25 protein-coding genes are annotated in these 25,109 nt (G+C 67.0%); 11 read left to right on the top strand and 14 right to left on the bottom strand.

Annotated features, from left to right (window positions below):
• The first annotated feature begins 23 nt into the window (after positions 1-23).
• Complete coding sequence (locus tag BLQ70_RS15780) at positions 24-443, top strand: DUF2267 domain-containing protein (protein ID WP_091858376.1); 420 nt, start codon at positions 24-26, stop codon at positions 441-443.
• A gap of 3 nt (positions 444-446) precedes the next feature.
• Here the strand turns inward: BLQ70_RS15780 and BLQ70_RS15775 are convergent, their stop codons facing one another.
• Positions 447-944, bottom strand: a complete 498-nt coding sequence (locus BLQ70_RS15775) for a GNAT family N-acetyltransferase (RefSeq protein WP_091858373.1) — start codon at positions 942-944, stop codon at positions 447-449.
• A 611-nt stretch (positions 945-1,555) separates the two neighbouring features.
• On the opposite strand from BLQ70_RS15775, the gene BLQ70_RS15770 reads away from it, so the two are divergent.
• Together BLQ70_RS15770 and BLQ70_RS15765 are read left to right on the top strand one after the other, a co-directional pair.
• Positions 1,556-1,942 carry a DUF6152 family protein gene (locus BLQ70_RS15770; RefSeq protein WP_091858370.1) on the top strand — a complete coding sequence of 129 codons (387 nt, stop codon included), beginning with the start codon at positions 1,556-1,558 and terminating at the stop codon, positions 1,940-1,942.
• A 2-nt stretch (positions 1,943-1,944) separates the two neighbouring features.
• Positions 1,945-2,418 carry a DUF6644 family protein gene (locus tag BLQ70_RS15765; RefSeq protein WP_091858367.1) on the top strand — a complete coding sequence of 158 codons (474 nt, stop codon included), beginning with the start codon at positions 1,945-1,947 and terminating at the stop codon, positions 2,416-2,418.
• On the opposite strand, the gene BLQ70_RS15760 is transcribed toward BLQ70_RS15765, so the two are convergent.
• The 5 genes from BLQ70_RS15760 to BLQ70_RS15740 form a co-directional block, all read right to left on the bottom strand.
• The gene (locus tag BLQ70_RS15760) at positions 2,415-2,864 is read right to left on the bottom strand and encodes an NUDIX hydrolase (RefSeq protein WP_091858364.1); all 450 of its coding nucleotides are present in this window, start codon (positions 2,862-2,864) and stop codon (positions 2,415-2,417) included. The two genes, BLQ70_RS15765 and BLQ70_RS15760, sit on opposite strands and share 4 nt — an antisense overlap.
• Positions 2,865-2,984: 120 nt before the next feature.
• Positions 2,985-4,181, bottom strand: coding sequence for a Na+/H+ antiporter NhaA (gene nhaA, locus BLQ70_RS15755; protein WP_091858361.1), 1,197 nt, complete (start codon positions 4,179-4,181; stop codon positions 2,985-2,987).
• Between the two features lie 82 nt (positions 4,182-4,263).
• Complete coding sequence (locus tag BLQ70_RS15750) at positions 4,264-4,650, bottom strand: c-type cytochrome (RefSeq protein ID WP_170843433.1); 387 nt, start codon at positions 4,648-4,650, stop codon at positions 4,264-4,266.
• A 133-nt stretch (positions 4,651-4,783) separates the two neighbouring features.
• A complete protein-coding gene (locus tag BLQ70_RS15745; RefSeq protein ID WP_091858355.1) occupies positions 4,784-5,599 on the bottom strand; it encodes an alpha/beta fold hydrolase in 816 nt (271 codons plus the stop codon).
• A 270-nt stretch (positions 5,600-5,869) separates the two neighbouring features.
• On the bottom strand, positions 5,870-6,577 hold the full coding sequence (locus tag BLQ70_RS15740) for a GntR family transcriptional regulator (RefSeq protein WP_061968739.1): 708 nt from the start codon (positions 6,575-6,577) through the stop codon (positions 5,870-5,872).
• 243 nt (positions 6,578-6,820) lie between these two features.
• On the opposite strand from BLQ70_RS15740, the gene BLQ70_RS15735 reads away from it, so the two are divergent.
• From BLQ70_RS15735 to BLQ70_RS15705, 7 genes are all read left to right on the top strand, one after another.
• On the top strand, positions 6,821-8,389 hold the full coding sequence (locus BLQ70_RS15735) for an ABC transporter substrate-binding protein (RefSeq protein ID WP_061968737.1): 1,569 nt from the start codon (positions 6,821-6,823) through the stop codon (positions 8,387-8,389).
• Positions 8,390-8,519: 130 nt separating this feature from the next.
• Positions 8,520-9,512 (top strand): ABC transporter permease, encoded by a 993-nt coding sequence (locus tag BLQ70_RS15730; protein ID WP_091858352.1) that lies wholly within the window; start codon positions 8,520-8,522, stop codon positions 9,510-9,512.
• Positions 9,502-10,437 (top strand): ABC transporter permease, encoded by a 936-nt coding sequence (locus BLQ70_RS15725; RefSeq protein ID WP_091858349.1) that lies wholly within the window; start codon positions 9,502-9,504, stop codon positions 10,435-10,437. Before BLQ70_RS15730 ends, BLQ70_RS15725 begins: the two co-directional genes overlap by 11 nt.
• A gap of 32 nt (positions 10,438-10,469) precedes the next feature.
• Positions 10,470-11,666 carry an amidohydrolase family protein gene (locus BLQ70_RS15720; protein ID WP_091858346.1) on the top strand — a complete coding sequence of 399 codons (1,197 nt, stop codon included), beginning with the start codon at positions 10,470-10,472 and terminating at the stop codon, positions 11,664-11,666.
• A gap of 38 nt (positions 11,667-11,704) precedes the next feature.
• Positions 11,705-13,168, top strand: coding sequence for an amidohydrolase family protein (locus BLQ70_RS15715; RefSeq protein ID WP_091858833.1), 1,464 nt, complete (start codon positions 11,705-11,707; stop codon positions 13,166-13,168).
• Positions 13,165-14,154: an ABC transporter ATP-binding protein gene (locus tag BLQ70_RS15710; RefSeq protein ID WP_091858343.1), complete on the top strand. Its 990-nt coding sequence runs from the start codon at positions 13,165-13,167 to the stop codon at positions 14,152-14,154. Before BLQ70_RS15715 ends, BLQ70_RS15710 begins: the two co-directional genes overlap by 4 nt.
• Positions 14,147-15,151, top strand: coding sequence for an ABC transporter ATP-binding protein (locus BLQ70_RS15705; protein ID WP_091858340.1), 1,005 nt, complete (start codon positions 14,147-14,149; stop codon positions 15,149-15,151). The genes BLQ70_RS15710 and BLQ70_RS15705 overlap by 8 nt, the downstream gene beginning before the upstream one ends.
• A 4-nt stretch (positions 15,152-15,155) precedes the next feature.
• On the opposite strand, the gene BLQ70_RS15700 is transcribed toward BLQ70_RS15705, so the two are convergent.
• Positions 15,156-15,587, bottom strand: coding sequence for an OsmC family protein (locus tag BLQ70_RS15700; RefSeq protein ID WP_091858337.1), 432 nt, complete (start codon positions 15,585-15,587; stop codon positions 15,156-15,158).
• A gap of 158 nt (positions 15,588-15,745) precedes the next feature.
• Here BLQ70_RS15700 and BLQ70_RS15695 point away from each other — a divergent pair, with 158 nt between their 5' ends.
• A complete protein-coding gene (locus BLQ70_RS15695; RefSeq protein WP_091858334.1) occupies positions 15,746-16,042 on the top strand; it encodes an antibiotic biosynthesis monooxygenase in 297 nt (98 codons plus the stop codon).
• An 89-nt stretch (positions 16,043-16,131) separates the two neighbouring features.
• On the opposite strand, the gene BLQ70_RS15690 is transcribed toward BLQ70_RS15695, so the two are convergent.
• From BLQ70_RS15690 to BLQ70_RS15660, 7 genes are all read right to left on the bottom strand, one after another.
• The gene (locus tag BLQ70_RS15690; RefSeq protein ID WP_091858331.1) at positions 16,132-17,790 is read right to left on the bottom strand and encodes an OFA family MFS transporter; all 1,659 of its coding nucleotides are present in this window, start codon (positions 17,788-17,790) and stop codon (positions 16,132-16,134) included.
• A gap of 97 nt (positions 17,791-17,887) precedes the next feature.
• Entirely contained in the window at positions 17,888-18,160 is a 273-nt protein-coding gene (locus BLQ70_RS15685) for a formate dehydrogenase subunit delta (RefSeq protein WP_091858328.1), read from the bottom strand.
• A complete protein-coding gene (gene fdhD, locus BLQ70_RS15680; protein WP_091858325.1) occupies positions 18,157-18,999 on the bottom strand; it encodes a formate dehydrogenase accessory sulfurtransferase FdhD in 843 nt (280 codons plus the stop codon). Before fdhD ends, BLQ70_RS15685 begins: the two co-directional genes overlap by 4 nt.
• Positions 18,986-21,868: a formate dehydrogenase subunit alpha gene (gene fdhF / locus BLQ70_RS15675; protein ID WP_091858322.1), complete on the bottom strand. Its 2,883-nt coding sequence runs from the start codon at positions 21,866-21,868 to the stop codon at positions 18,986-18,988. Before fdhF ends, fdhD begins: the two co-directional genes overlap by 14 nt.
• Before the next feature lie 10 nt (positions 21,869-21,878).
• Positions 21,879-23,444, bottom strand: coding sequence for a formate dehydrogenase beta subunit (locus tag BLQ70_RS15670; protein WP_091858320.1), 1,566 nt, complete (start codon positions 23,442-23,444; stop codon positions 21,879-21,881).
• Complete coding sequence (locus BLQ70_RS15665; RefSeq protein WP_091858317.1) at positions 23,441-23,917, bottom strand: NAD(P)H-dependent oxidoreductase subunit E; 477 nt, start codon at positions 23,915-23,917, stop codon at positions 23,441-23,443. Before BLQ70_RS15665 ends, BLQ70_RS15670 begins: the two co-directional genes overlap by 4 nt.
• A 227-nt stretch (positions 23,918-24,144) precedes the next feature.
• Entirely contained in the window at positions 24,145-25,059 is a 915-nt protein-coding gene (locus BLQ70_RS15660) for a LysR family transcriptional regulator (protein WP_244492883.1), read from the bottom strand.
• Positions 25,060-25,109 lie beyond the last annotated feature (50 nt).

Below are 25,109 nucleotides of genomic sequence, written 5' to 3'. Positions count from 1 at the left end.
CGCAGATAATATTTCAGAAGGCCATGACCGTCCCCTCCACTTTCGTCCATGCCTCGCGCGATCTCGAACGCTTCCTGCTCGATGCGCGCGATGAGCTCGGCCATGCCACCACGCATCAGACCTGGCAGTCGGTGCTGGCCGTGCTCATCACCTTCCGGGCACGGCTGACGCCGGCCGCGGGACTGGCTTTCGCCGATGCACTGCCGCCGCTGCTCGCGGCAATGGTCCTGCAGGACTGGGACCTCGGCCAGCCGACAAAGCCCTTCGCCGAGCGCGCGGCGCTGGCGCGAGAGGCAATGGCCTTTCGCGGCGACCACAGCATTCTGCCCGAAAACGGCATCGCCGATGTCGCGCGGGCGCTGCGCCGGCATGTCGAGCCGCAAGCCTTCGAGCGCGCGCTGGCCAAGCTGCCGCCGGGCGCGCGCGAATTCTGGGCGGTCTGAGCCTCAGGCCCCGTCGAAAGCCGCGTGATAGCGCACCGTGCCGGCCGGCAGCTCCGCGCCGAAACCGAGGCGCATGAAGTATTCCGGCGGCACGCCCTCCAGCACCAGCGCCGGATCGTTGGCGAAGCTGAAGCGGCCGTAATAGGCGGGGTCGCCGAGCAGCACGCAGCCACCGGCGCCCTTCTCGCGCAGGCGCCGCAGGCCCTCGCGGATCAGCTCCGAGCCGATGCCGCCGCGCTGTCGGCTCGGCCGCACCGAGACCGGCCCGAGCCCGAACCAATCGCGCTCCGCCCCGTCGATCGTCACCGGCGAGAAGGCGACATGGCCCACGATCTCCCCGTCCTCGACGGCGACGAGCGAGAGCGTCAGCGCCCCGGCCGCACGCAAGCCGTCGACGATCGCTGCTTCGGTGCCGCTGCTATGCGGCGCCGTCGCGAAGGCCTCCGTGGTCAGGGCGCGGATGGCGTCGGAATCGGCGGGCTGTTCAGGGCGGATATCCATGCGGGGCTTATGCCATGCCTGTGCCGCCGATGAAAACTAATCCCCGCCCGCGCGACCCATGCCTATCCTCGGCCCACCTCACCCCGAGGGGCAGCCATCCGGAGGCATGCTGCATGGCGGGGTGGGGGCGGCGCCCTGCGGCCGGGTTTGCACCCCGGCCCCGGGAGGCTGCGGGAACCGCCCTGGGCGTACTACGGCGCCTGTGCGAGGAGCTCGCTGGAAGGCTCGGGATATCCGGGGCCGGACGCGGAGCGGATGACGAGGCGATGAGCCGAACTGATCCGTGAAACGGCCGACCTGTGGAATTCCGACCGTATAAGCGCGGCCCGTGGCTTTCAAATCGCCGGCAAGCGGAGCGCCACGGGGCGTGCGGATGGTGGCTCAATCCATCCGCGCCGCATCCTGGCTCAATGGAAGCGGCCGATACCCCGCGCCTCGCGGCGCTCCGCTGCCCCTCATTCTCCCCGCACGCGGCGACGCGGGCGGCCGCAGGCGCTTGCGCGTTTCTCGACGCCGCCAACGCAGATGTGATGGCCCGGCTGCAACCCGGCCGTGGCAGGCTGGTTTGTGGAGAGGCGCGCGGCTCGCGCGCCCGAGCAGGGAGACGTTGCATGACGATGCTGAACCGCCGCCGCCTTCCCGTCCTTCTCGCCGGCCTCGCCGCCACCGTCGCGCTGCCGGCTTTGGCGCATCACGGCTGGGCCTGGGCCGAGGGCGAGCAGATGACGCTCAAGGGCAAGATCAGCAAGATCTCGATGGCCCCGCCGCATCCGATGCTGATGGTCGAGTCCGAGGGCAAGCTCTGGCAGGTCGATCTCGGCAATCCCAACCAGACCGAGCGCTCCGGCTTCCGCGGCGACACGGCCAAGCCCGGTGATGCCATCACCGCGCTCGGCAACCGCCATCTCGACAAGACCAAGCTGCACATGAAGGCCGTGCGCATCACCCTCGCCGGCAAGGATTACGACATGTATCCGGAGCGCATCCGTACGAACTGAGCGTGGCCGAACTGATCGAGGCGCTGGGGCACTGGCCGGGCGCGCTGTGGCTACAGCGCTCCGGCACGGCTTATCTCGTCGTCAACGCCGCCCATATCCTCGGCATCGGCCTGCTCGTCGGCGCGATCCTGCCGCTCGATCTCCGATTGATCGGCGTGCTGCGCGGCGCACCCCTTGCGGTGCTCGCGCCGTTCCTGACCCGCGCCGCCGCCTTCGGCCTCGCGCTGGCGCTGTTGACCGGCGCCTGGCTCTTCACGGTGAAGCCGTCGGAATATGCGGGGAACCCGGCCTTCCTCGCCAAGCTCGCCCTGCTCGCGCTGGCGCTCGGCAATATCGCGCTCCAGCATTGGCGCAGGGCGCTGGCGGAGGCCTTGGCAACGGAGCGGGTGCCGCTCAGCGTGCGTGCGAGCGCCTTCGCCTCCTTCACGCTCTGGCTTGCGGTGCTGCTGGCGGGGCGCTGGATCGGTTTCGTCTAGGCCGCGATGGCGAGCTGCATATCGAGCTTGCGGATGGCGGTGCTGAGCTCGGGCTCGTCGACGATATCGGCGGCGTCGGCCAGCGTGAACCAGTGCAGGTCGCGCTGGTGCTGCTCGGCCCAGCTGTCGAGCTGCTGCTCGACCTCGAGCAGATAGAGCTTCACCTCGCAGAGCGCGAAATGGTCGTTCATCCGCTTCCAGTAGGTATAGCGCCCGGCCGGCTTTTCGCTGACGCGGCCGATGACGCCGGCCTCCTCATAGGCCTCGCGCGCAGCGGCGTCGCGGTCCTTGAGGCCCTTCATCGGCCAGCCCTTGGGCACGATCCAGCGGCGCGTGGTGCGCGAGGTCACGAGCAGGATTTCGGTCGAGCCGTCGGCGGCGTGACGGATCGGCATGGCGGCGATCTGCGACCGCTTCTCCCCCGGTTTCCGCTTGGCCTTCTTCATCGACGTCGAGAGCCCTTTCCCGGCTGCACATTCGTCCGGCTTCGAATCACAGATGTTCGCCGGAACGAATAAATATTGCATCGATCCGGAAAAATGGAAGAGGCGTTCCGTCGAATCGCATCAGCCCTTCGATTCGCGCATATCCTCTGGCCTCGCCGGCCGCAGCAGCAGCCAGCCGCAGATGCCGGAGAGCAGCGAGCCGGCGATGACGCCGATCTTCGTCTGGCTCTGCAGGGCTTCCGAATCCGGGAAGGCGAGCAGCCCGATGAACAGGCTCATGGTGAAGCCGATGCCGCAAAGCAGGGCGATGCCGTAGAACTGCGCCCAGGAGGCGCGGGTCGGCAGATCGGCGAAGCCCGTGCGGATCGCCAGCCAGCTGAAGCCGAAGACGCCGATCTGCTTGCCGAGGAACAGCCCGAGCATGATGCCGAACGGAACGGGGGCGGCGAGCGTGGAAAGCCCGAGCCCGGCGAAGGAGACGCCGGCATTGGCGAAGCCGAAGACCGGGATGACCAGGAAGGCGACCCAAGGGTGCAGCCCGTGCTCCAGCCGGTGCAGCGGCGAGCCGGCATCGTCGGGCTTGGCCGGCGAGGGGGTGAGCGGGATCGTCAGCGCCAGCGCGACGCCGGCCAGCGTCGCATGCACGCCGGATTTCAGAGTGAAGTACCAGAGCGCCAGGCCGAGCAAGAGATAGGGCGCCAGCCGCATCACGCCGAGCCGGTTCAGCGCGATGAGCGTCGCGAGCGTCGCGGCGGCGAGCCCGAGGTGAAGGCCCGAAAGACCGGCCGTGTAGAAGACCGCGATGATGATCACCGCGCCGAGATCGTCGAGGATGGCGAGCGCCGTCAGGAAGACCTTGAGCGAGGCCGGCACGCGCGAGCCCAGCAGCGAGAGCACGCCGAGCGCGAAGGCGATGTCGGTGGCTGTCGGGATGGCCCAGCCGCGCAGGCTTTCGGGCGCGCCGAGATTGAAGGCGACATAGATCAGCGCCGGCGCGACCATGCCGCCGAGCGCGGCGAAGCCGGGCAGGACGCGGCGGCTCCAGCTCGAGAGTTGCCCGTCCAGCATCTCGCGCTTGATCTCGAGCCCGACGAGCAGGAAGAACACCGCCATCAGCGCGTCGTTGATCCAGTGCAGGACCGACAGGCCCAGCACATAGCTCTTCAGCACGCCGAAATAGAGCGGCGCCGCCGGCGAATTGGCGACGACGAGGGCAAGGGCCGCGACGACCATCAGGACGATGCCGCCCGCTGCCTCGCCGTGCAGGAAGTCCCGCAAGGCGGAAAGAGGTTTCGTCCGGGTCGCTGGGGCGGCCATCAAGCTCTCCTTGGTCGATCAGACGCGGAGAGATACGACAGGCAGCCGCCGAAGACCAAGTTTGCCGATGCCGCAGGCGGCTTCAGGACTTCTTGCCGTCCTTGTCGAACTGCTTGAGGAAGGCGGTCAGGTCCTTGATCTCCTTCTCGCTCTTGATGCCGGCGAAGATCATCTTGGTGCCGGGGATCTTGGTCCTGGGGTCTTTGATGTACTCGGCGAAGGTCGCCTCGTCCCAGGTCAGGCCGGAATTCTTGTTGGCGGCCGAGTAGCTGTAGCCCTCGACGGCGCCGGAATGCCGGCCGATCAGCCCGTTGAGCTCGGGGCCGACGAGATTGCGCGCGCCTTCGCCGATCTGGTGGCAGGCGCGGCACTTTGCGAAGGAGCGTTCGCCTGCCGAGGCATCCTGTGCCGCGGCCGGTTGGGAGAGGAAGGGAAGAAGGAGAACAAGGCTGGAGAGAATGGCTCGCATGATCACGTCTTTCGACTTGGAGGCATTCTCAGCTTAGCGCCGAGCCGCGTGCCGATGGCATGAGCCATTTCGACGCGCGGCGCGCTGTCCTTTCAGCTGGAAAATGGGAGCTCGGGGAATTCCGAAGCGATTCTCAGAGTTCGCCGATCCATTCCGCCACGGTCGCGGTGAAGGCGTCCGGCCGGGAGATCGGGAAAAGATGCCCGCCGGTTTCCATGATCGCCCGGCGGCAGCCGGGCAGGGCGGCGGCGAGCTCCTCCTGATGATAGACGGGCACGACCATGTCGTCGCGCGTGCCGAGGACGAGTACGGGCATCAGCAGCTGGTCGATATCGGCGGTGCCGTCGAAGGCGAGCAGCGCGTCGAGGCGCTCGCGGGCGATCGTCCGGGCGTGCTCGCTCACCGGCGCAGCTTCGATCGCGGCGTCATAGATATGCCAGTTGGCTTCGATCCAGCGCGGCTGGTAGCCGTTCAGCACCGAGGTGGCGGCATAGGCATGTGGATCGCAGCCCAGGATCGCCCGTCGGGTACCGAAGACCGCGTTGAGATAGCGGCCGGGCTTGAGCCAGCTCGCGCTCAGGATGAGGCCGTCGAGGCGGCCGGGGGCCTGCTTGGCGATGGCCTGCGCGATGCAGCCGCCGGTGGAATGGCCGAGCACCACGGCGCGCGAGACACCCGCTGCGTCGAGCACGGCGAGGCTGTCCTGCGCCAGCAGGTCGATGGAACAGGGCACTTCGCCGCGGCTGCTGGCGCCGATGCCGCGCTGGTCGAAGCGGATGACCTGGAAGGAGCGCGAGAGGGTCGCGGCGATCTCGCTCCAGAAGGCGGCACTGCCGCTCAGGCCGCTGACGAGCAGCAGCGGCTGGCCGTGGCCTTCCTTGAACGCGTGGAGCGTCGCGCCGTCCGGCGTCTCGATCTTGAAATCGATGATGTCCGTGGTGGCCGTCATGCATCACCTCGCGGATGGAGATGCCGAATGCTGCGCTGCCGGCGCTTGATGTCGTCCATGGCCCCATCCTCCCTGGAATAGTAGGTCGCCCGCCCTGATCGCTCGGTCTTGATTTGGCCGATGGGATCACTTCGTGGCAGGATGGCGCATCGGGCCCGCCCCCGCCATGGCTTGAGTGCAGGGGGAGCAATGTTCTTGACGCAGATCAAATAGACCAAAGACTAATTGGCCTGCGTGTGGCGCATATCTTTGTGCGTAGTGCCTTTGGGGTCAGGAGGGGTTCAGCCCTTCGCTGAGCGCGTAAGGCGCGAGCACGTCGCGGATGTCGCGCTCGATGCGCGGCGTCAGCAGGGCGCGGGTGACGACGGCCCGCAGATGGTGGTCCATCAGGTCGGCTGCGCGGGCAGCGTCGCCGGCGCGCAGCGCGTCGATCAATTGGCGATGCTCGGAGACGGCGCATTCGGTCGAGTGCGGGCGCCCGTAGATCGCCAGGATCAGCGAGCAGCGCGACGAGGCCTCCTGTACATAGCGCAGCAGCAGCGCGTTGCCGGTCATCTTCGCGAGCTTGATGTGGAACTCGCCGGAGAGGCGGATCGATTCCGGGCCGTCCTGCTCATGCGCCTTCTCCTCCTGGCGGACATGGGCTTCCAGCTCCGCGACCTGGGAGGGGGTGATGCGCCCGGCCAGGCTTTCGGCGACGAGCCGCTCGAGGCCGCGCCGGACCTCGAAGACGTCGCGTGCTTCTTCCAGTGTCGGATAGGCGACCGAGGCACCGCGATTGGGCTTGAGCTCGACCAGGCCCTCGACGGCGAGGCGCCCGAAGGCCTCCCGCACCAGGGTGCGGCTGACGCCGAGCTGCTCGCCGATCGAATCCTCCGGCAGCTTCATGCCGGGCTTCAGCGCCTGCTCGATGATCGCCCGGCGCAGCGCCCGGTAGACGGATTCGGCGCGCAGAACCGGGGTTCGCTTCTCGCCCATCGTGGCTGTCCCTCGTGCTGGAATGGTCTTGTCCGGGGGCGTCAATGTCACGATCGCGGGCTCCGCGCCAGTTTCCGCTTGTGCTCAATAATCGCATACAATACGCTTCTCATATCGTATGCAAGTATGCCTGATAATCGCACACGAAATTGGCGCGCAAAGCGCCAGGTGCATAACGGAACGGCAACAAGCGATCGAGGTTCGGCGGGCCCGCGGCACGCCGATGCAAAAGGGGAGAAGTCGATGAAGAAGGCCTGGTTGCTGGCGGCCGTCGCCGCCTTCGCGTTCACCGGCGCGGCGGAAGCCAAGACGCTGAAATGGGGCGCGTCACGCGAGATTGCCTCGCTCGACCCCTATTCCTACGGCGAGACCTTCACGCTCGCGGTGCTCAATCACGTCTATGAGGGGTTGGTTCGCTATACCGGCGACCTCAAGATCGAGCCGGCTCTGGCCGAGTCCTGGGAAACCGTGTCGCCGACTGTCTGGCGCTTCAAGCTGCGCCAGGGCGTCAAGTTCCACAACGGCAACCCGTTCACGGCCGACGACGTCATCGCCTCGCTGGCCCGCGTCACCCACGAGACCTCGCCGCTCAAAGGCAATCTGCCGGCCTACAAGAGCTCGAAGAAGATCGATGACTTGACCGTCGAGATCGAGGTCAACGGCCCCTATCCGCTGCTGCTGAACGACCTCACCAACATCTTCATCTTCGACAAGGAATGGATGGAGGCGAACAACTCGCTGCTGCCCACCGATTCCGGCAAGGGCGTGAAGGGCTATGCCACCGACAACGCCAACGGCACCGGCCCGTTCAAGGTCGAGAGCCGCCGTGCCGATTCCAAGACGGTCTTCGTCAGGAATGCCGGCTGGTGGGACAAGCCGAAGCACAATATCGACGTGATCGAATTCTCGCCGATCACCTCGTCCTCGACCCGCGTGGCCGCGCTGCTCTCCGGCGAGATCGACTATACCAACGTCGCGCCGCTGCAGGACCTGCCGCGGCTCTCCGCCTCGCCGGACGTCAAGGTACTGCAGACCAACGAGCTGCGCTCGGTCTTCTTCGCCTTGAACCTTGGCGACAAGCTCACCGAGAGCGACGTCAAGGACAAGAACCCCTTCAAGGACATCCGGGTCCGCGAGGCGCTCTACCGGGCCATCGACATCGACGCGGTGCAGAAGCGCGCCATGCGCGGCCTGTCGCGCAACACCGGCGCGCTCGTCGCCCCGGCGATCCCCGGCTACGATCCCTCGCAGGACGAGCGCCTGCCCTTCGATCTGAACGGCGCCAAGAAGCTGCTGGCCGATGCGGGCTATCCCAACGGCTTCTCCTTCCAGATCAACTGCCAGAGCGACTCCCTCGTCAACGAGGAGGAGTTCTGCCAGGCGATCGCGGCGATGTGGTCACGCGCCGGCCTGAAGCCAAACCTCAGCATGGCCCCGCGCAGCCAGCAGACGCCGAAGCGCGTCAAGGGCGATTTCGACGTCATCTCCTTCGGCTGGGCCAACGAGCCGATGATCGACGCCTATTCCCTGCTGGTGCAGGTGCTGCATTCCAAGAACGGCACCAGCGGTGTCTTCAACTGGGGCAACTGGGGCGATCCGCGCATCGACGCGCTGATCGACAAGGCCGGCGTCGAGCTCGACACGCCCAAGCGCATCGAGATGATGAAGGAGGCGCTCAAGATCGCCAAGCAGGAGCAGCTCTTCATCCCGCTGCACCAGCAGCCGATGGCCTGGGCGATGCGCTCGACGATCGTCTCGACCGTGCAGGCCTCGGACAACAAGCCGCGGCTCTGGCTGACCATGATGAAGTGAGGCTGATGCGGTTCTGCCGTCATGGCCGGGTTTGACCCCGGTCATCTCGGAAACCAGTGCCTCTTCTCCTGAAGTTCCCGGGTCTTCGCTGCGCGAAGCCCGGGAATGACGCCGGAACGCAGGAGTTCCCATGCCGGCCTTTCTCCTCAAGCGACTGCTCAACGCTGCCGGCGTCATGCTGGCGGTGGCCTTTCTCGCCTTCCTGATCTTCCGCTTCGTCGGCGACCCCGTCGAGCTGATGCTGAACGAGCAGGCGAGCCAGCAGCAGCGCGACGAGCTGCGCGCCCGCCTCGGCCTCGACAGGGGCTTCGTGCTGCAATACGCGACCTTCGTCGGCAATGCCGTGCGCGGCGATTTCGGCATTTCCTACCGCAACCAGCAGGACGTCTTCACGCTGATCTCGGAGCGCTTCCCGGCGACCTTCGAACTGGTGCTGGTCGCGACCTTCCTGTCGCTGGCCGTCGGCATTCCCCTCGGCGTCTACACCGCGATCCGGCGAGACAGCCTCCTCGCCAAGACCCTGCAATTCGTCTCTGTGCTCGGGGTCTCGCTGCCGAGCTTCGCGCTCGGCATCCTCTTCATCCTGATCTTCTCGGTGACGCTGCAATGGCTGCCGGCCTTCGGGCGCGGCGAGGTCGTGCAGATCGGATGGTGGAGCACGGGCCTGCTCACCGCGTCGGGCCGCAAGGCGCTGATCCTGCCCGGCATCACGCTCTCGCTCTTCCAGATCACGCTGGTGATGCGGCTCGTCCGCGCCGAGATGCTGGAGACGATGCGCACCGACTTCATCCGCTTCGCCCGGGCGCGCGGCCTGCCGGCACGCGCCGTCCATTTCGGCCATGCTTTGCGCAACTGCCTGATGCCGGTCATCACCGTCACCGGCCTGCAGATCGGCAACCTCATCGCCTTCGCGCTGGTCACCGAGACGGTGTTCCAGTGGCCGGGCATGGGCATGCTCTTCGTCCAGGCCGTGACCTTCGTCGATATCCCGGTGATGGCGGCCTATCTGATCGTCGTCTCCTTCATCTTCGTCACGCTCAACACGCTGGTCGACCTGACCTATGCCTGGGTCGATCCGCGCCTGCGCGAGGACGCGTTGACGGGAGGCGCAAATGCCCGCTGACACCGTAAAAAGCCCCGGCCGCCTGCGCCGCTTTCTCGACAGCGACATCGGCTGGAGCTTCTGCCATACGCCCGTGGCCTGGCTCTCGGCGCTGATGCTGGCGCTGCTTGTCCTGAGCGCGTTCTTCGCCCCGCTGATCGCGCCGCAGGACCCTTACGACCTCGCGCAGATCTTCATCGACAAGGCCGAGATTCCGCCGATCTGGCAGGATGGCGGCGAATGGCCCTTCCTGCTCGGCACCGATCCGCAGGGCCGCGACGTGCTCTCGGCCATTCTCTACGGTTCGCGCATCTCGCTGATCATCGGCTTCGCGGCGGTGATGGTCTCGATGCTGATCGGGGTCTCGATCGGGCTGATCGCCGGCTTCCATGGCGGGCGCATCGACAACCTGCTGATGCGGCTCGGCGACACCGTGCTCTCGATCCCGACCCTGCTGATGGCGATCCTGGTCTCGGCGATCTTCCGCGAGATGCTGCCGCCGGCCCTGCGCGAGCCCTTCTCCGCCGTGGTGCTGGTGCTCTCGATCGCGCTGACGAGCTGGGTGCAATATGCCCGCACCGTGCGCGCGCTGACCATGGTCGAGCGTCGCAAGGAATATGTGCTCGCCGCCCGCATCATCCGCGTGCCGGCGACGCGGATCATGGGCCGCCACATCCTGCCGAACACGATGACGCCGGTGCTGGTTTCGGCGACGCTGAGCCTTGGCCTCGCCATCCTCTCGGAGGCGACGCTCTCCTTCCTCGGCGTCGGCATGCCGATCACCCAGCCGTCCCTGGGTACGCTGATCCGCATCGGCAACCAGTACCTGTTCTCCGGCTCCTGGTGGCTCGTCGTCTTCCCCTCGCTGCAGCTCGGGCTGATCGTGCTCTCGGTCAACCTGCTCGGCGACTGGCTCCGCGACGCGCTGAACCCGAAACTGCGCTGACCATCACAAGAAACCACGAGGATACGCCTGCGATGACCACCTCTCTCCTGATCCGCAACGTCCGCCCGAACGCGGGGCCTGCCCTCGACATCCTGATCGAGAACGGCCGCATCGGCCGGATGGCGAAGGACATCGCCGCGCCCGCCGGCGTGACGGTCGAGGATGGCCGCGGCGAGATCGTCATTCCCGGCCTGGTCGAGGCCCATGCCCATCTCGACAAGAGCCTCTGGGGCCAGCCCTGGTACGTCAACGAAGTCGGCCCGAAGCTGCTCGACAAGATCGACAACGAGCGCCTGAACAAGCGCCGCCTCGATATGGACCCCGCCCGCCAGTCGGCACGCCAGACCGTCCAGTCCTCGACGATGGGCTCGACCCATACCCGCAGCCATGTCGATGTCGACACCGATCACGGGCTCTGGGGCGTCGAGGGCATCCTGAAGACCCGCGAGGATTACGCGGACATCATGGACATCGAGCTCGTCGCCTTCCCGCAATCCGGGCTGCTGCGCCGGCCGGGCACGCTGGAATTGATGCACGAGGCGATGAAGGCCGGCTGCGAGATCGTCGGCGGCCTCGACCCCTGCGCCATCGACCGCGATCCGAAGGGCCATCTCGATGCGATCTTCGGGCTCTGCCAGACCTATGGCCGGCCGCTCGACATCCATCTGCACGAGCCCGGCGAGATGGGCCTGTTCTCGCTCGACCTGATCATCGAGCGCACCCGCGCGCTCGGCATGAAGGGCAAGGTGACGGTCAGCCACGCCTTCTGCCTTGGCACCGATCCGCAACTGGTCGATCCCGTCATCCCGCAGCTTGCCGCGCTCGACATCGCGATCATGACGACCGCGCCGGCCCGCAACACCGCGCCGGCGGTGAAGAAGCTGCTCGATGCCGGCATTCGCGTCTGCTCGGGCTCGGACGGCATCCGCGACACCTGGGGCCCCTATGGCAATGCCGACATGGTCGAGCGCGCCATGTTCATCGGCCTGCGCAACAATTTCCGCCGCGACGACGAGGTCGAACTCGGCCTCCACGTCTGCACGACCGGCGGTGCCCAGGTGATGGAGATCGCCGATTACGGCCTCACTGAGGGCAAGGCCGCCGATCTGGTGATCATGCCCGGCGAGAGCCTGACGGATATCGTCGTGACCCGTTCGCCCAGGCGCCGCGTGATCAAGCGCGGCAGGATCGTCGCCCGTGACGGCGTTTCGGTGAGGACGGCCCCGTGAGCCTTGAGGCCAAGAAGCGGCCCGAAGGCCGCATCCTGATGACCGCGCGTTGGGTGGTCGGCCACAAGGACGGCCGCCATCGCCTCTACGAGAACGGCGAGGTCGTGTTCGAGAACGGCGAAATCGTCTTCGTCGGCCATGGTTTTCCGGGCGAGGTCGCACGCCGCATCGACTATGGCCATGCCCTGATCGGCCCGGGTTTCGTCGATTGCGACGCGCTCTCCGACCTCGACACCACCATCCTCGGCTATGACAACCAGCCGGCCTGGAAGAAGGGTCGCGTCTGGCCGCGCAGCTATCTCGATGCCGGTCCCTACGAGATGTACACGCGCGAGGAACTGGCCTTCCAGAAGCGCTACGCCTTCTCGCAGCTCATCCGCAACGGCATCACCACGGCGCTGCCGATCGCCTCGCTGTTCTACCGCGCCTGGGGCGAGACGGTGCAGGAGTTCGAGGACGCTGCGGTTGCCGCCGCCGATCTCGGCATGCGCGCCTATCTCGGCCCGGCCTATCGCACCGGCAACCAGGTCGTCGAAAGCGACGGGCGCGTCGTCACCTATTACGAGGAGGAGCGCGGCCTCGCCGAGCTCGACGCGGCGATCGACTTTGCCAAGCGTCATGAGGGTGAAGCCGGCGGCCTGATCCGCGCAATGTTCGCGCCGGACCGCATCGAGACCTCGACCGCCGAGCTTCTGCGCCGCACGGCGGCAGCCTCGCGCGAGCTCGATATCCCCGTCCGGCTCCACTGCTGCCAGTCGAAGATCGAGTATGATCTCGTCCTCGCCCAGCACGGCATGAGTCCGCCGGAATGGCTCGAGAGCCTCGGCTTCCTCAACGAGCGCTGCCTGCTGCCGCATGGCACCGTCGTCTCCGGCAGCCGCCTGATCGATCGCCCCGGCCGCGATCTCGAGATCATCCGCGATTCCGGCGCCAGCATCGTGCATTGCCCGCTCGTCTCGGGCCGGCACGGCAACGCCATCAACCATCTCGGCAGCTATCGCGCGATGGGCCTGAACATCGCCATGGGCACGGATACGAGCCCGCCGGACATGGTGATGAACATGCAGACCGGCATGATCCTCGCCCGTACCATGGCCGGCAATGTCGGCGCCGTGCGCTCCGAGGATTATTACGATGCGGCGACCATCGGCGGCGCCAACGCGCTGCAGCGGCCCGATCTCGGCCGGCTCCAGCCGGGCGCCCGCGCCGACATCACCGTCTTCGAATTCGACCGGCCGCATAGCGGGCAGGTCATCGATCCCATCCAGACGATGATGCTGACAGGACATGGCCGCGACTTCGCGACCGTGGTGATCGATGGCCGCTTCGTCATGGAGAACCGGGCGATCCCCGGCCAGGACGAGGCCGCCGACAATGCCCGCGCCCAGAAGCAGTTCGAGGGCGTGATGGCGCGCTATCCCGAGCGCACGCTCGGCCACCCGCCGATGAGCGAGATATTCTCGTCGAGCTACGCGATCGAACGCAGCGAGGCCTCTGCATGACCGCATCCGCCGCAGCGCCTCTTCTCTCCGTGCGCGACCTGCGCATCGTCTTCGACGGCCGGCATGGCGCGTTGACGGCGCTCGATGGCGTCTCTTTCGACATCGCGCCCGGCGAGATCTTGGGCGTGGTCGGCGAATCCGGGGCGGGCAAGTCCCTGACCGGCACGGCGGTGATCGGCCTGCTCGATCCGCCGGGCCGTATCGCCGGCGGTGAGATCCATCTCTCGGGCCAGCGCATCGACAACCTCCCGGCGGAGGCGATGCGCAAGCTGCGCGGCCGGCGCATCGGCGCGATCTTCCAGGACCCGCTGACCTCGCTGCATCCCTTGCTCAAGGTCGGCGACCAGCTCGTCGAGACCATCCTGACCCACCTGCCGGTCAGCCGGGCGGAAGCGCGCAAGCGCGCACTCGACCTGCTCAAGGAGGTCGGCATCCCCGCAGCCGAAACGCGGATCGACCATTTCCCGCACCAGTTCTCCGGCGGCATGCGCCAGCGCGTCGTCATCGCGCTCGCACTCTGCGCCGAGCCCTCGCTGATCATCGCGGATGAGCCGACGACGGCGCTCGACGTCTCGATCCAGGCGCAGATCACGACCTTGCTGAAGCGGCTCTGCCGCGAGCACGGCACGGCGATCATGCTGGTCACCCACGACATGGGCGTTATCGCCGAGACGGCCGATCGCGTCGCGGTGATGTATGCCGGCCGCATCGTCGAGATCGGCCCGGTCGAGGACGTGACGCGCCGGCCGAGCCATCCCTACACCGCCGGGCTGATGGCCTCGATCCCGAGCGTCCATGTCCGCCACGAGCATCTCAACCAGATCGACGGCGCCATGCCGCGCCTCAACGCCATTCCGCCGGGATGCGCCTTCAATCCGCGTTGCGGCCGGGCGGAGGATTTCTGCCGCGAGCACAAGCCCGGCCTGCCTCCCTCGGGTCATGCGGCCGCCTGCCATTTCCCCCTGAAGGAGGCGGCCCATGCTTGAGCAGGTTTCGACGCTCGCCCCCGCCAAGGCAGCGGGTGACGACATCATTCTCGACGTCGCCGCCGCCTGCTGCCGCTTCGATGTGTCGGCGCCGGCTTTGTCCCGACTGTTCTCGCACGAGCCGCGGCGCATCCTGCGGGCGGTCGAAAGCGTCTCCTTCACGGTCAGGCGCGGCACCACCTTCAGCATCGTCGGCGAATCCGGCTGCGGAAAATCGACGCTCGCCCGCATGGTCGTCGGCCTGCAGCGGCCGACCGAGGGCAGGCTCAGCTTCCGCGACATCCGCCGTGCCGACGGCACCATCGGCCCGCCGCGCGTGCAGATGATCTTCCAGGACCCCTATGCCTCGCTCAATCCGCGCTGGCGCGTCGGCGACATCATCGCCGAGCCGATCCGCGAGCTGAAGCTCAGGTCCGGCGAGGCGGCGGTCCAGCAGCGCGTCGGCGACCTGCTGGAAGTGGTCGGCCTCTCGCGTACCGATGCGAGCCGTTATCCGCATGCCTTCTCCGGCGGCCAGCGCCAGCGCATCTCGATCGCCCGTGCGCTCGCGACAGAGGCCGATTTCCTCGTTTGCGACGAGCCGACCTCGGCGCTCGACGTCTCCGTGCAGGCGCAGATCCTCAACCTGATGGTCCGGCTGCAGAAGGAGTTCGGGCTGACCTATCTCTTCATCAGCCACAATCTCTCGGTCGTCCGGCACATGTCGGACGAGCTGGCGATCATGTATCTCGGCCGCTTCGTCGAGGCAGGCCCGGCCGAGCAGGTCTTCACCCGGCCGCAGCACCCCTATACGCGCCTGCTGCTCGACACGATCCCCGATGTCGAACGGCCGAACCGGGAGCGCCGGCCGATGTCGGGCGAGGTGCCGAGCCCGATCAATCCGCCGGCCGGCTGCACCTTCAATCCGCGCTGCGCCCAGGCCGCCGATCGCTGCCGCGTCGAGCGGCCGGAGCTGCGGCAACTGGGCGGGGTCAGCGTCTCCTGCCACTTCGCCTGAAGCGTTAGCTGACCAGCGTCGCTTCCAGCGTGATTGGCGCCTTGAACAGTTTCGAGACCGGGCAGCCGGCCTTGGCCTTGCCGGCCAGCGACTCGAAGGTCGCCTGGTCGGCGCCGGGCACCTTGCCTTTCAGCGTCAGGTGGATCGCGGTGATGGCATAGCCGTCCTCGAGCTTGTCGAGCGTTACCCGCGCCGTGGTGTCGAGCGCATCGGCCTTGAGATTGGCCTCGCCGAGGATCAGCGAGAGCGCCATGGTGAAGCAGGCGGCATGCGCCGCGCCGATCAGTTCCTCGGGATTGCTGCCGGGCTTGCCTTCGAAGCGGCTGGAAAAGCCGTAGGGATAGGCGTCAAGCGCCTTGGTCTCGGTCGAGATCGTGCCCTTGCCGTCCTTGATGCCGCCTTCCCAATGGGCCGAGCCGGTCTTGTTGATCGCCATGGTGCTGTCTCCCGTTCTGGTTGGGTGGGTTATCCTGCGCCTGGAAAGCTACTCTCTGACAACGGCCTGGTGCTCGTTGGGTTCACCGGCACGTGATCGTGACGAGGAGAAGCACATCGATTGCCGTAAGGTCATCTCTCCGAACGCTGGAGGCCGCCATGACCGCATTCAATGCCGTTCGTTTCAAGGTCAAGCCGGGGATGGAGACCGCCTTTCTCGACGCCCATCGCAATGTCGCCGCCGACTGGCCGGGCCTGCGGCACGCGAACATCATCGCCGCCGGGGAGGGGCGCTATTGCATCATCGCAGAATGGGAGAGCATGGACGCGATGGCGGCGGCGCGCCCGCAGATGATCGCCACGCTCAACAGCTTCCGCCATACGCTCGACGATCTCGGCGGCGGGCTCGGCGTCACCGATCCGATCGCCGGCACGGTTGCCTTGTCGCTGAAATAGCGCCCCCGTTTGAACGCTGTATCGCAACAGACGAAGGCCCGCACCGATCGCTCGATGCGGGCCTTCGGGTAGGGCAGGGATGTCGTCGTTTAGCGGAACAGCGCCAGTGACTTCGACAGGGTGATCCAGACGCCCCAGGCGATCGGCAGGCCGACCACGGCCCAGGCGAGCATGGCCGTGCCGTCGAACCCGCCCTTGCCGATGCCGTAGGAGCCGTAGTGAGCTGCCCCGTCGACACTGGCCGACCGCTTCTGCAAGGCCGCGACCTCGGCATCCTTCATGAACCATTTGGCCGCGACGGGGCGGACCAGCAGGTTGCAGAGGAAGCCGAGCACCAGCATGCCGGCGAGGATGTACATGGTGCGGTCATAGACCTGCGCGCGCGGCACGCCGGCATTGATCTGCGCCTCGCGGATATAGTTGACCACCACCGGGCCGATGATGCCGGCCGTAGACCACGCCGTCAGCAGGCGGCCATGGATCGCGCCGACGAACTGGGTGCCGAACATGTCGGCGAGATAGGCCGGTACCGTCGCGAAGCCGCCGCCATACATCGACAGGATGATGCAGAAGAAGGCGACGAAGAGCGCCAGCGACCCGGCATGCGCCGCCCAGGGCGAGAGCGCATAGAGCAGGATGCCGAGCCCGAAGAAGGTGGCATAGGTCAGCTTGCGGCCGAGCTTGTCAGAGAGCGAGGCCCAGAAGAAGCGCCCGGCGATGTTGAACAGCGAGAGCAGGCCGACGAAGGCCGCGGCGATCGTGGCGATCTGCGTCTTCTGCCCGGCGTCGAGCGCCGCGAAGCCGATCTCCGGCTTCCCGATCAGCGAGCCCGCGAAGATCTCCTGCAGCATCGGCGAGGCCATGCCGAGCACGCCGATGCCGGCCGAGACGTTGAGCGTCAGCACCGACCAGATCAGCCAGAACTGCGGTGTCTTATGCGCGTTCTGGAGATGCACGTGACCGGAGGTGATCATGGCGTTCTGCGTCGCCGGCGGGGTCCAGCCCTCGGGGCGCCAGTTGGCCGGCGGGATGCGGTAGCCGAAGGTGCCGGCCATCATGAAGACGAAATAGATCGCGGCCATTGCGACGAAGGTCTGCCAGACGCCGACCGAGGCCGGGGTCTTGAAATAGTTCATCAGCATGTCCGCCAGCGGCGAGCCGATCATCGCGCCGCCGCCGAAGCCCATGATCGCCATGCCGGTCGCCATGCCGCGCCGGTCCGGGAACCATTTCACCAGGGTCGAGACCGGCGAGATATAGCCGAGGCCGAGCCCGATGCCGCCGATCACGCCGGAGCCAAGCCACAGCATCCAGAGCTGGTGCCAGTAGACGCCGAGCGCCGAGATCATGAGGCCGCCGCACCAGCACAGCGTCGAGACGAAGGCCGCCTTGCGCGGGCCGACGCGCTCGAGCCAGCCGCCCCAGATCGCGGCCGAGGAGCCGAGCAGCACGAAGAACAGCGTGTACATCCAGCCGAGATCGGCGACCTTCCAGTCGCAAGCCGTGGTGAACAGCGAGCCGATCAGGCCGACATCCGCCGCGCAGGCGACGGGCTTGGTGATGCCGATCGCCTGGCTGAGCGGCAGCCAGAACACCGAGAAGCCATAGGCCATGCCGATGCACAGGTGGATGCAGAGCGCAGCCGGGGGCACGAGCCAGCGGTTGAAGCCCGGTTTGGCGATGGTCCTTTCGCGGTCGAGCAGGCCGATGCCGCCTCCCGCCTGTCCGATATCCTGTGCGACACTCATTCCCCGGTTCCTTTCCCCATGGCTTCGCTGTTCGGGCCAGGTAGGTTCCCGGCTCGTTGCACTCTCTCGATGCGCCGCCAGGGCGGCGGCTTACGCGCTATCCTCCGCGCCCCGGCCTGATCCGCGGCAGGGCTTGCCGCAGCAGGGGCGGGAGGTCCTCCGGCCGGTCCGCGAAGGCGGCGAGGAAGTCCCCGCGCATGCGCCCGGTCCAGAACTGGTTGATGTGGTCGGCGATGGAGGCGATGGCCTCCGCTTCCGGATAGGCCTTGAAGAAATCGGCGATCTGCCCGGCCATGCGCAGGAGCTTCGCGACGTTCTCCGCGTGGTGGTCGGCCGCGGTGGGTTCTGTGGTCAGGCCGGCCTCCGTCATCGGGCAATGGTCTCGGATTCGGGCGCGAGCGCACCGGTGAAGACGATGCAGCCGTCGCGGCGCGCGACCGCGGCAAGAGTCAGGCCGAGGTGCTTCGCCCGCTCGATCGCGAGCGAGGTCGGTGCCGAGATCGCGACCAGCGTTCCCGCGCCGAAGATCGCGGCCTTCTCGACCATTTCGAAGGAGGCGCGGCTGGTGACGAGCAGGAAGCCTTCGCTCGCATCCGCCCCTGCGCGGAGCCGTGCGCCGATCAGCTTGTCGAGCGCGTTGTGGCGGCCGACATCCTCGCGCACGGCCAGGATCGCGCCGTTCGCATCGCACCAGGCAGCGGCATGGACGGCGCGGGTGAGCTGGCTCAGCGGCTGGTGCTTGTCGAGTTCAGCAAGTGCTGTCTCGATTGCCGCGGCGGATACGGCCCGGGACGCTCGCGTCGCCGCATCGGCCATCGGGATCTCCTCGATGGTCTCGACCCCGCAGAGCCCGCAGGAGGTCCGGCCCGAGAGGTTGCGCCGCCGCGCCAGATGCTCGCGGAAGCGGCCGGGCGCAAGCTCGACGGTGACGATGACGCCTTCGTCCTTCGGTTCGACGGCGACGCCGCGGATCTCGGAGGCGTCTCGAACGATGCCCTCGGTCAGGCTGAAGCCGGTGACGAAATCCTCCAGATCCGACGGGCTCGCCATCATCACCGCATAGGGCATGTTGCCGTAGACGATGTTGATGGGTGTCTCGACCGCGACCTCGATCTCGCGCGCATCCTCCCGTGCCGCGCCGAAGCGCAGCGGCTCAGCCGTGACGGCGGCCGAGGCCGGCGGCTGGGCGGGCGGGTTATTCCGCGGCATCGGGCAGGCGTTCCGCGATCCGGCGCAAGGTCACGTCCTCCTCGAAATTCTTCTCCTGCCACGCGGAATAAGCATTGGTGCGCCGGACGTCGACAGCGGTGACCTTGTATTCCGGGCAGTTGGTCGCCCAGTCCGAATAATCGGTGGTGATGACGTTGGCACCGGTCTTGGCGTGGTGGAAGGTGGTGTAGACTACGCCCGGCTGCATGCGCTCGGAGATCATGGCCCTGAGCGCGATATCGCCCGACCGGCTGGCGAGCGCGACGAGGTCGCCGTCGCGGATGCCGCGGCTCTCGGCGTCGAAGGCGTGGATCTCCAGCACGTCCTCGTCATGCCAGGCGCCGTTCTCGGTGCGGCGCGTCTGCGCGCCGACATTGTATTGCGAGAGGATGCGCCCGGTGGTGAGCAGCAGCGGGAAGCGCGGCCCGGTCCGCTCGTCGGTCGGGACGTATTCCGTGATCATGAACTTGCCCTTGCCGCGCACGAAGCGGTCGACATGCATCAGGGGCGTGCCGGTCGGCGCCTTGTCGTTGCAGGGCCACTGCACCGAGCCGAGCTTGTCCAGCTTGTCATAGGAGACGCCGGCGAAGCTCGGGGTGAGGCGCGCGATCTCGTCCATGATGTCGCCCGGATGGCCATAAGCCATCTCGTAGCCGAGTGCCCGCGCCAGCTCGATCGTGACCTGCCACTCGTCCTTGCCGGACAGCGGCGCCATCACCTGCCGGACGCGGTTGATGCGCCGCTCGGCATTGGTGAAGGTGCCGTCCTTCTCCAGGAAGGAGGCGCCCGGCAGGAAGACATGGGCGTATTTCGCCGTCTCGTTCAGGAAGATGTCCTGGATGACGACGCATTCCATCGAGGCCAGCCCGGCCGTGACATGTTTGGTGTTGGGGTCGGACTGGGCGATGTCCTCGCCCTGGACATAGAGGCCCTTGAAGGTGCCTTCGACCGCCTCGTCGAGCATGTTGTTGATGCGCAGGCCCTGCTCGGGATCGAGCGGCACGCCCCAGAGCATCTCGAAGACCTGCCGGGTCGAGTCGTCGGAGACGTGGCGATAGCCCGAGAACTCGTGCGGGAAGGAGCCCATGTCGCAGGAACCCTGGACATTGTTCTGGCCGCGCAGCGGATTGATGCCGACGCCGTCGCGCCCGATATTGCCGGTCGCCATGGCGAGGTTGGCCATCGCCATCACCGTGGTCGAGCCCTGGCTGTGCTCGGTGACGCCGAGCCCGTAATAGATCGCGCCATTGCCGCCGGTGGCGTAGAGCCGCGCCGCGGCGCGCACATCGGCCGCCGGCACGCCGGTATAGGCCTCGCTTGCCTCCGGCGAATTCTCCTCGCGGGCGACGAAGCGGGCCCAGTGCTCGAAATCGCCGAGATCGCAGCGCTCGCGCACATAGGCCTCGTCGATCAGCCCTTCGGTGACGACGACATGGCTCAGCGCATTGAGCAGCGCGACATTGGTGCCGGGCTTGAGCGGCAGGTGGTAATCCGCCTTGATATGGGGCGACTGCACCATGTCGATCCGGCGGGGATCGGCGACGATCAGGCGGGCGCCCTCGCGGATGCGCTTCTTCATCCGCGAGGCGAAGACCGGGTGGCCGTCGGTCGGGTTGGCGCCGATGACGAGGATGACGTCGGACTTGGCGACCGACTTGAAGTCCTGCGTGCCGGCCGAGGTGCCGAGCGTCGTCCTGAGGCCATATCCGGTCGGCGAATGGCAGACGCGGGCGCAGGTATCGACGTTGTTGTTGCGGAAGGCGGCGCGCACCAGCTTCTGGACGAGGAAGACCTCCTCGTTGGTGCAGCGCGACGAGGTGATGGCGCCAACCGATTCACGGCCGTACTTCGCCTGGATGCGCTTGAACTCGGAGGCCGCGTAGTTGATCGCCTCTTCCCAGGAGACTTCGCGCCACGGGTCCGTGATCTTCGTCCGGATCATCGGCTTGGTCATGCGGTCGGTATGGGTCGCATAGCCCCAGGCGAAGCGGCCCTTGACGCAGCTATGGCCCTCGTTCGCCTTGCCGTCCTTGTAGGGCACCATGCGGATGACGCGGTCGCCCTGCATCTCGGCTTTGAACGAGCAGCCGACGCCGCAATAGGCGCAGGTCGTGATCACCGAATGCTCGGGCTGGCCGTGCTCGATGACCTTGTTCTCCATCAGCGTCGCCGTCGGGCAGGCCTGCACGCAGGCGCCGCAGGAGACGCATTCCGAACCAAGGAAATCGGTCGGCCCCGCCGCGACGCGGGAGTCGAAGCCGCGGCCGGTGATCGTCAGCGCGAAGGTGCCCTGCACCTCCTCGCAGGCCCGCACGCAGCGATTGCAGACGATGCATTTCGAGGGGTCGTAGGTGAAATAGGGGTTGGACGTATCCTGCGCGAGCCAGTTCTCGTTGACCGCGCCGTCCTTGCCCTTGGCGAAGACGTGGTTCTCGCCCTCATAGCCATAGCGCACCTCGCGCAAGCCCACGGCGCCGGCCATGTCCTGCAATTCGCAGTCGCCATTGGCCGAGCAGGTCAGGCAGTCCAGCGGATGGTCGGATATGTAGAGCTCCATCACGCCCTTGCGCAGGCCGGAGAGATTCTCCGACTGCGTGCGCACGACCATGCCCTCTTCGGCCGGCGTGGTGCAGGAGGCTGGCGTGCCGCGCCGCCCCTCGATCTCGACGAGGCAGAGCCGGCAGGAGCCGAAGGGTTCGAGCGAGTCGGTGGCGCAGAGCTTGGGGATCTTGGTGCCCAGGCTCATTGCCGCCGCCATCACCGAGGTGCCGGCGGGCACCGTGATGCTCTGGCCGTCGATGGTCAGCGTCACAGTCTTCTCGGAGAGACGGATCGGCGTGCCGTAGTCGATTTCCTTGATCAAGCTCATCTCAGCCTCCTCACTCGGCCGCCAGAGGCAGCGGAGGACGGTCGAAATCCTCGGGGAAATGGTCGAGCGCGCTCAGCACCGGCATGGGGGTCAGGCCACCCATGGCGCAGAGCGATGCGTCGATCATCAGCTTCGAGAGATCGCGCAGCACGGCGATGTTCTCGGGCACCTCGGTGCCGGCGATGATGCGGTCCATCACCTCCACGCCGCGCGTCGCGCCGATGCGGCAGGGCGTGCACTTGCCGCAGGATTCCTTGGCGCAGAACTCCATCGCGAAGCGCGCCTGCCGGGCCATGTCGACGCTGTCGTCGAAAACGACGATGCCGCCATGGCCGAGCATGGCGCGCATCGCGGCCAGCGCCTCGTAATCCATCTGCACGTCGAGCTGCCCGGCCGTGAGATAGGCGCCGAGCGGCCCGCCGACCTGCACGGCCCGGATCGGCCGGCCCGAGAGCGTGCCGCCGCCCATATCCTCGATGATCTCGCGCAGGCTGATGCCGAAGGCGAGCTCGACCAGCCCGCCGCGCCTGACGTTGCCGCCGAGCTGGATCGGCAGCGTGCCGCGCGAGCGGCCCATGCCGCAATCCGCATAGGCCTGCGCGCCATGGTCCATGATCCACGGCACGGCGGCGAAGGAGAGCACGTTGTTGACGACGGTGGGCTTGCCGAACAGGCCCTGAAGCGCCGGCAGCGGCGGCTTGGCACGGACGACGGCGCGTTTGCCTTCGAGGCTTTCGAGCAGCGAGGTCTCCTCGCCGCAGATATAGGCGCCGGCCCCGAGTCGGACTTCGAGATGGAAGGCGTGCTGCGAGCCCAGCACCGAGGCGCCGATCAGCCCGGCGGCTTCCGCCTTCAGGATCGCGCGCTGGAGGGTACGATGGGCATGCGGATATTCCGAGCGCAGGTAGATGTAGCCGCGCGTCGCGCCGACGGCGATCGCGGCGATCGTCATGCCCTCGATCACCAGATAGGGGTCGCCTTCGAACAGCATGCGGTCGGCGAAGGTGCCGCTATCGCCCTCGTCGGCATTGCAGACGATGTATTTCTGTGTCGCGCTGGCGTCGTGGACGGTCTTCCATTTGATGCCGGTCGGGAAGCCGGCGCCGCCGCGCCCGCGCAGGCCCGAAGCCTTCACGGCGTCGACGATCTCGCCGCCGGTCAGGCTGAGCGCTTTCTCCAGCCCCTTGAAGCCGCCATAGGCGCGGTAATCGGCGATCGAGAGCGGATCGATGACGCCGACGCGCTCGAAGGTGAGGCGCTGTTGGCGCTTCATCCAATCGAGCTCCTCGGTTTTGCCGAGGCGCAAGGGATGGGCGCCGCCCGAGGCGAAGTCGGCATCGAAGAGCGAGGGCACGTCCTTGGCCGCGACCGGCCCATAGGCGATCCGCCCCTCGGCTGTCTCGACCTCGACCAGCGGTTCCAGCCAGAGCATGCCGCGCGAGCCGTTGCGGACGATCTCGACAGAAAGCCCACGCTTCGTCGCTTCGCTGGCGATCGCCTGCGCCACGGCTTCAGCGCCGACCGACAGGGCGGCGGCGTCGACGGGGACGAAGATGCGAACCGGGTTGGCGCTCATGAATGCGCCCTTCCGTGCTGGCAGAGCCCGGCGATGCGGGCGGCATCGACGCGCCCGATCAGTTCGCCATCGACCAGGGCGGAAGGCCCGAGCGCGCAATTGCCAAGACAATACACCGTTTCGACGATGGCGTCGCCGGCATGGTGATCGTCGACCGCGATGCCGTGCGTGCGTGCGAGGTCATCGACGACGCTCTCGCAGCCCAAAGCCTGGCAGGCCTCGGCCCGGCAGAGCTTGACGATGCGGGCCGGCTGCGGGGCGGTCTTGAAATCGTGATAGAACGAGATCGCGCCATGGACCTCGGCGCGCGACAGGTTCAAGGCCTCCGCGATCAGCGGCACGGCCTGCGGGTCGACATAGCCGAACTCGTCCTGAAGGGCATGCAGCATCGGCAGCGTGGCGCCTTCCAGATGCGCCAGCCCCGCGACGATCATGCGTGCGCTGTCCTGATCCCAGGCTGGATAACCCGCCATCTTTCCTCCATAGGCCCGGTTCGCCGGGCGCTCGTTAAGGGGAGGGTGGTTGAAACTGGAATGATTTCAAATCGTTTCTTTCAACCGTATGATAGTTTATGGCTATCAATCGGTGCGATATGAAGCTGCCTTTCCTCAAGGGATGGCTTGCGGCGCCTCGAAAATTGCACCAAGCGCCGGTTTTGCGCTGCACAATGCTGCGGTGCTTCTACGACGATAGGCGAAGTCTATCGTACGATGGGCCGCCGCGGCAGCCCGGCATCGGTCACGGGCTTCGTCATCATCAGCAGGTTGCGGGCAAGCGGCGCCACCGGCTGACGGTCCGCCACGATCAGCCCGATCGTGCGCTGCGCCTCCGGCTCGACCAGCGACAGTGCCCTCGTGCCGAGAGGCACGCCGAAGAATTCCAGCAATTGCAGCGAGACGATGCTGGCGACGCCCTGGATGCCGGCATGGGAACACAGGTTGAAGATCGAGTTGGTCTCGATCATCGGCCGCGGCGCGGTGCCGACCGAGCGGAAGATGCCGTCGATGATGCGCCGGTTCTGCATGTCGCCGGTGAGCAGGCAGAGCTTCTGCTCGGCCGCTTCGGCCCAGGTGATGGTATCGCGCGCGCCAAAGGGCCCATCCTCACGCGTCAGCAGCACGTAGGATTCCTGATAGATCGGCTTGGAGATCACCCGGTCGAGCGGCTCGTTGTCGAGATAGGTCAGGCCGACATCGAGTTCGAAATCGTCGATGCCCTGCTGGATCTCCTGCGAGGTCAGCGACAGCACGGTCAGCGATACCGCCGGATAGCGCTCCGAGAAGGGCGCGGTGATATGGGCGATCATCGGCAAGGCGGTCGGGATCGCGCCGAGCCGGATCCGGCCGGAGACGCCCTCGCGGAGTTCGGCGATCGAATCCTTCATCACCTCGGCCTCGGCCAGGATGCGCCTGGCATGGGCGAGCACGACCTCACCCTCCTTGGTGAAGCCCTGGAAGCGCCGCCCACGCTCGACGATCAGCACGCCGAGCTCCTCCTCGAGCTGCACGATCGCGGCCGAGAGCGTCGGCTGCGAGACATGGCAGGCCTCGGCCGCGCGGCGAAAATGCTTCTCGCGGGCGAGCGCGTCGAGATAGACCAGCTGGCGAATGATCATGGCGTCGGCTCGGAGGCGGCGGAGGTCGCCGCGCATCCGAGCATCGGCAG

Source organism: Allobosea robiniae, assembly GCF_900102525.1.
Taxonomy (GTDB): Bacteria; Pseudomonadota; Alphaproteobacteria; order Rhizobiales; family Beijerinckiaceae; genus Allobosea; species Allobosea robiniae.
This window is presented reverse-complemented; position numbering and strand designations above follow the sequence as displayed.